This is a genomic window from Streptomyces anandii JCM 4720, assembly GCF_014650655.1.
Classification (GTDB): domain Bacteria; phylum Actinomycetota; class Actinomycetes; order Streptomycetales; family Streptomycetaceae; genus Streptomyces; species Streptomyces anandii.
The window spans coordinates 251,597-257,325 of the sequence record NZ_BMVJ01000005.1; the positions used below are offsets into that span (position 1 = coordinate 251,597).

A 5,729-nucleotide genomic window follows, 5' to 3' on the forward strand; every position below is an offset into this window, starting at 1 on the left:
CAGCTTCCGGTATCGCATGATCGCTCCTTCGTGTGTACGGCGTGCGGTGTGCGAGTGCCCCCTCAGCGCCGCCGTACGGCAACCGGGGGCCGTCCCCGCGATGGCGGGGACGGCCTTCGCGTACGCCGAACCGTTCAGCCCCCGACCCCGAGGGCGGTGAGCAGGACCAGGAGGAGGGTGGCCACGGCGAGCAGCCCGTGCGCCACGACGACCGCCACCGGGAAGTGCCGTTCGGCGGGGACCGCGCCTTCCGCTCCCGGCCCCGACGCGGCCGGTGCCGCGGTGGCGCGGCCCCGGTGGACGGGGATCCAGCGGGCCAGCATCACGAATCCCAGCAGGGCGACCGGCAGGAGCAGGCCGAACGCGGTCCAGGCCAGGGCGTCCTTGTCGGCCACGACGTAGATGATCCACACCACCAGGCCGATCGCCGCCAGGGCGAAGTGCCCGAAGACGGCGGGGGCGGGCAGGCGGCTGGTGCCGGTCTGCTGTTGCCGGATTCCGCCGCGTTGGATCCAGGTGCCGAGCATGTAGAAGCCGCCGAGGGCGGTGACCACCCAGGTGATCAGTGCAGCGATGTCCATGGGAACTCCCAGGTGCGGGTGAGGTTGGTAGTGGCGGAATGCGGAAGGTGCCGGCCTGACGGCCGCGGTGACGGGGGAGACGGCGTGCCGGTGCCGGTCACGCCGGGGTGCGCCCGCTCCCGCCGGGCGCGTAACCCTCGGCCTGCGTGCTCTCGTCGGCGACGCGCACGCCGTAGCGGTAGGCGAGCTTCCCGCCCAGGAATCCGGAGACGCCGAGGGCGGCCACGCTGAGCGCGGACAGCACGAGCTGCCCGGCGCCGACGCTCGTACCGCTGGTGTGGTCGCCGTACCGCCACAGGAAGTTGCCGACGTAGGCGGTGGTCACCAGCAGGTTCAGCGTCATGTGGACCAGGCCGGTCCGGAACGCCGGCGTGCCGGACGGAATCGCGAACAGGTCCAGGAACCCGACCATGGCTGCCAGCAGGGCCCCGATCACCCCCACCGCGATCAGCCACTCCGAGGACTGGGTCAGGAACCCCGGCCGGTGCACCAGATGGGACGCGATGTCGAACACGAGGCTGACCACCCACGCCCCGATCGGCACCGTGACCAGGATCGGGTGAAACGGGTGGCCGTAGGGGCCGGCGAGCAGGGCACTGACCGGACGCTTCGCCTGAAGCAGTGGCTCATCAGTCATCGCAACCTCCAGTAGTTACACCAACAAGCATTGGTCTTTTAGGGAGATGGCGTCAAGAGTTCCAGTCCAACCAGTGTCGGGAACATATGCGCTAAGGGGGATGGGAGATACCGCGTCCACGACCCCGTGCGGGAACGGGCCGACGGAGGCGGTGGTGGCGGCCCATGCGCCTCGGCGCGGGTTCGTTGGCTCGGAAGGCGCGGTGACGGGGCATAAAGAGAGTGCGGGTGTGCGGGATGATGCGGTGAGGTAGGGAAGTGGCGGACGGGATGGGGTCCCGGCCAGGGAGGAGGCGAGGGCGTGGCGGAGGCCGAGAACAGGGACGACGGCGCGGCACGGACGCCGGCTGCCCGGGCGGACGCCCTCGCGGAGGTGCTGGGCTGCATCGGCACGGGCGCCTACGCCGTCGACGAAGGCGGACGCATCCTCGCGGTGAACCGCTGCGCCGAACGCCTGCTGGACCGGACCGCGGCCGATCTGGTGGGCCGGGACGCCCATGACCTGCTGCACCGCTCGGCGCAGGGAGAGCCGTTGCCCCGGACGCAGTGCGACATGCGGCAGGCGTTCCACGCCGGGCGCCCGGCGCAGGGCTCGGACGCCTACTTCGCCCGCGCGGACGGTTCACTGCTCCGCGTCTCGTGGCTCATCACTCCCCACACCGTCGGTGACGAGGCGGGCACGCTGGTCCTGTTCCACGTGGCGGAGCAGCTTTCGGCCTCGGACAGACAGCCGGAGCCGACGACGCCGGTCGGTTCGCTGACCGAACTCGAACGGCTGGCACTGCTCGCCGAGACGACCACGACGCTGACCTCGACGCTCGACGTGGACGAGGCGCTGCGCCGGCTGACAGCCCTGGTCGTCCCCCGGCTGGCGGACTGGGTCGTCATCGACCTGATCACCGAACGCGACGAGGTGTGGCGCACCGCCGTGGTCCACACAGAGGGGGACTCGCTGGTGCACCGTGAGGATCTGCAGGGCCCCATGCCTCCCGTGCCCGAGGAGTCCCCGATGCCGCTGTCCCAGGCACTGCGCGGGGTGTCCTCCACTCTGGCCGGTCCTGAAACCTATCAGCGGCCACCGGATTCCGGTATCGCGGTCGAACAGCGCCGCCTCTTCGAGGCCACCGGCATCCACTCCGCGGTCATCGCGCCCATCCGCAGCACACGGGAGGTGCTAGGGGCACTGACCCTGGGCCGCGCCGAGACAGCCGGGGACTTCACCCCCGCCGACCTCCCGCTGCTGGAGGACATCGCCCGCCGGGCCGGACTGGCCCTCGACAACGCCCGCCTCTACCAGCGTCAGCGCAAGGTCGCCGAGACCATGCAGAACCACCTGCTGCCTCAGATGCCGGTCGTGCCGGGCCTGCAGATGACCGTGCGCTATCTGCCGGCGCCCGACGCCTCGCAGGTGGGCGGGGACTGGTACGACGCCTTCACCCTGCCCGACGCCGCCACGGCCCTGGCCATCGGAGACGTCGTCGGCCACGATCTGGAGGCGGCCGCGGGAATGGCGCAGCTGCGCAACATGCTGCGGGCCTACGCATGGTCCCAGCAGGATCCCCCCAGCCGGATCGTCACCCGGCTCGACGAGGCGATCACGCCCATCACCGACGTCGGCATGGCCACCCTGATCTTCGCCCGGCTGACCGGCACGGACGACGGCCGGTGGGAGCTGTCCTGGACGAACGCGGGTCATCTCCCGCCCCTGCTGGTCACCCGGGACGGCCTGGCCCACTTCCTGACCGACGGGCACGGCATCCTTCTGGGCACCGGCGCCGGCCTGCCACGGCCCGACGCCACGACCGTACTGCCTCGCGGTTCAACGCTTCTGTTCTACACCGACGGCCTGGTGGAGGCCCCGGCCGTACCCTCGACGAGGGCCTCCACCGGCTCCGTCAGCACGCCGCCGCTCTCGCCCACCGCTCCCTGGCCTCGTTCACGGACGAACTGCTGCGCCGTGTCGAGCCGCCCGGCCACGACGACGTCGCCCTTCTGGCGCTCCGCACACCCCTGTGAGCCGGCGGGAGGCTCAGGCTCGGGTGGCGGTGTCGCTGTCGGGGTAGAGGGCGAAGATCTGGTCGAGTCCGACGATACGCAGTACGCGCATCGTGTTGCCGGGAACCGCGGCCAGCGCGACCTCGGCCTGGGCGGCGAGTGCCTGGGTGCGCGCGGCGAGCAGGGCGGTGATGCCGCTGGAGTCGCAGAACTCCATTCCGGCCAGGTCCAGGACCAGACGCCGGCCCGGCTGCAGGCTGAGCGCGGCGAGCTGTTCGCGGAGCTGGGTGGCGCTGGCGTAGTCGAGTTCGCCGGTGATTTCCACAACGGGACCGGTCGTGGCGTCTCGGGCGGTGATCTTCAGCGGGCTCATCAGTGGCTTCTTGTCGCGGAGGAGAGGCTGGAGGAGGTGGGGACGCCGAGGGCGAGCAGGGCGGTGTCGTCGTCGAGTCCGTCGCCGAAGCCGTCGAGCAAGCCGGTCAGGGCCCGGATGAGAGCGTGCGGGGACCGGCCGGCGTGGCCTGTGGCGAAGCGGAGCAGCCCGTCGTCCCCGTACAGGCTGGTGCGGTCCTCGCCGACGCGGGCTTCGGTGAGGCCGTCGGTGTAGAGCAGCAGGGTGTCGCCGGGCGCGAGGGTGGTGCCGGCGGTGGCGAAACGGGCATCGGGCAGGACGCCGACCAGGAGCCCGCCCGGGGTCGGCAGATAGCCGGCCGTGCCGTCCGCCCGCAGGACCAGCACCGGCGGGTGGCCGCCCGAGGCGAGGTGAATGGCGGCCTCTCCGGTGGCGGCGTCGGGTTCGATGGTGCCGAAGACGGCCGTGCAGTAGCGCGGGTCGCCGCTGCCGGCGTAGCGCTCGTGGAGCACCTTGTTCAGCGTGGTCAGCGCGGCGACCGGATCCGGGTCGTGCAGGGCGGCGGCCCGCAGGGTGTACCGGGTCAGCGAGGTGAGCGCGGCGGCCTCGGGACCCTTGCCGCACACGTCGCCGAGGAAGAAGGCGAAGCGTTTGCCGTCCACGGGGAAGACGTCGTAGAAGTCGCCGCCCAACCGGTCGGGGGAGGCGGTGTGGTAGTAGGCCGCCGCTTCCACTCCCGGCACCGTGGGCAGGCTGTCGGGCAGCAGTGACTGCTGGAGCACGGCGAGAGCCTCCTGCAGCCGGGCCCGGTCCGCCTCCGCCCGCTTGCGCGCCTCCTCGGCCGCCTTCCGGCCGCGCAGGAGTTCCGCCTCGTAGGCGCGGCGGTCACGGGCGTCGAAGAGGGTGGTACGGATCAGCAGCGGCTCCCCGGTGCTGCCGTGCTTGACCGCCGAGGAGGCGAGTACGGGTATTCGGCCGCCGTCGGCCTGCTTGATCTCCAGGGCTATGCCGCTGATCTCGCCCCGCATCCGCAGCAGCGGCGCGAAATGGGTCTCGTGGTACAGCTTGCCGCCCACGGTCAGCAGATCGGTGAACCGCATCCGGCCCACGACCGCCTCGCGTTCCAGGCCGAGCCAGTCCAGCAGCGTGCGGTTGATCTTCGCGATGGTGCCGTCCATGAGCGTGGACAGATAGCCGCACGGCGCAAACTCGTAGAGCTCCTCGGCGCTGTCCTCCAGCAGCGCGGCGAACACCGCGTCCGACGTCCTGCCGCCGCCGGCGTCCTGCGGTTCGGGCTGCTGCCCGATGCGGCACATCATCGCAGCGCCGCCAGGAATCGGGTGATCGCCGCGTTGGTGGCGTCGGGGGCGGACAGGTGCGGGCAGTGCCCGGTCGCCTCCAGGGTGACCAGGGTGGAACCGGCGATCGCGTCGTGGACGAAGGCGCCGACCTCACGCGGGGCGATGACGTCGTCGGTGCACTCCAGGACGAGGGTCGGCACCCTGACCTTCTTCAGGTCGTCCCTCGAGTCGGACAGGAACGTGGTCCGGGCGAAGACGCGCGCCATCTCCGGGTCGGTGGCGCAGAAGCTGTTCTCGAGCTCCTCGCCGAGCTCGGGCCGGTCCGGGTTGCCCATGATCACCGGAGCCATCGCCGAGGACCAGCCCAGGTAGTTCGACTCCAGCGACTCGAGCAGCTCGTCGATGTCGCGGGCCGTGAACCCGCCGCGGTAGCCGTCGTCGTCGATGTACCGCGGAGAAGGAGCGACCATCACCAGCGCGCCGATCCGCTCCGGAGCCGCGTCGGCGGCCAGTACCCCGATCATCGCGCTGACCGAGTGCCCGACGAACACCGCGTCGCGCAGGTCGAGCGCCTCGCACACCTCCACCACGTCCCGGGCGTACCCGTCGAGGGTGCCGTACCGCTCCTCGGAGAACGCGGACGGCTCCGAGCGGCCCGAGCCCACGTAGTCGAACAGCACGATCCGGTGATCCCGCGCCAGGGCAGGCACCGTCAGCCGCCACATGTTCTGGTCACAGCCGAACCCGTGCGCCAGTACCACCACCGGTCCGTGGGGGTTGCCGGTGACGGTGACGTTGTTCCTGCGCACGACATCCATACCGGCCAGTCTCTCAGACCCGGACCACTGCTCCGGTTCGCCGCCG

5 protein-coding genes and 1 pseudogene are annotated in these 5,729 nt (G+C 71.3%); 1 reads left to right on the top strand and 5 read right to left on the bottom strand.

The genetic code is table 11. From position 1 onward, the window contains the following. Positions 1–134: 134 nt before the first annotated feature. Both IE249_RS11945 and IE249_RS11950 read right to left on the bottom strand, forming a co-directional pair. A complete protein-coding gene (locus IE249_RS11945; RefSeq protein WP_189704754.1) occupies positions 135–581 on the bottom strand; it encodes a hypothetical protein in 447 nt (148 codons plus the stop codon). Between the two features lie 97 nt (positions 582–678). Continuing rightward, positions 679–1,218: a DUF2231 domain-containing protein gene (locus IE249_RS11950; RefSeq protein ID WP_189704755.1), complete on the bottom strand. Its 540-nt coding sequence runs from the start codon at positions 1,216–1,218 to the stop codon at positions 679–681. A 375-nt stretch (positions 1,219–1,593) separates the two neighbouring features. Between IE249_RS11950 and IE249_RS11955 the strand changes: the two are divergent. Next, a pseudogene (locus IE249_RS11955) lies at positions 1,594–3,233 on the top strand (PP2C family protein-serine/threonine phosphatase). 13 nt (positions 3,234–3,246) lie between these two features. Here IE249_RS11955 and IE249_RS11960 read toward each other — a convergent pair. Genes IE249_RS11960 through IE249_RS11970 form a run of 3 tightly spaced genes read right to left on the bottom strand, consistent with a single transcriptional unit; the run spans position 3,247 to position 5,683 of the window. Next, entirely contained in the window at positions 3,247–3,585 is a 339-nt protein-coding gene (locus IE249_RS11960; RefSeq protein ID WP_189704756.1) for an STAS domain-containing protein, read from the bottom strand. After that, a complete protein-coding gene (locus tag IE249_RS11965; protein ID WP_189704926.1) occupies positions 3,585–4,880 on the bottom strand; it encodes a PP2C family protein-serine/threonine phosphatase in 1,296 nt (431 codons plus the stop codon). Before IE249_RS11965 ends, IE249_RS11960 begins: the two co-directional genes overlap by 1 nt. Then, entirely contained in the window at positions 4,880–5,683 is an 804-nt protein-coding gene (locus tag IE249_RS11970) for an alpha/beta fold hydrolase (protein WP_189704757.1), read from the bottom strand. Before IE249_RS11970 ends, IE249_RS11965 begins: the two co-directional genes overlap by 1 nt. Between the last annotated feature and the right edge of the window lie 46 nt (positions 5,684–5,729).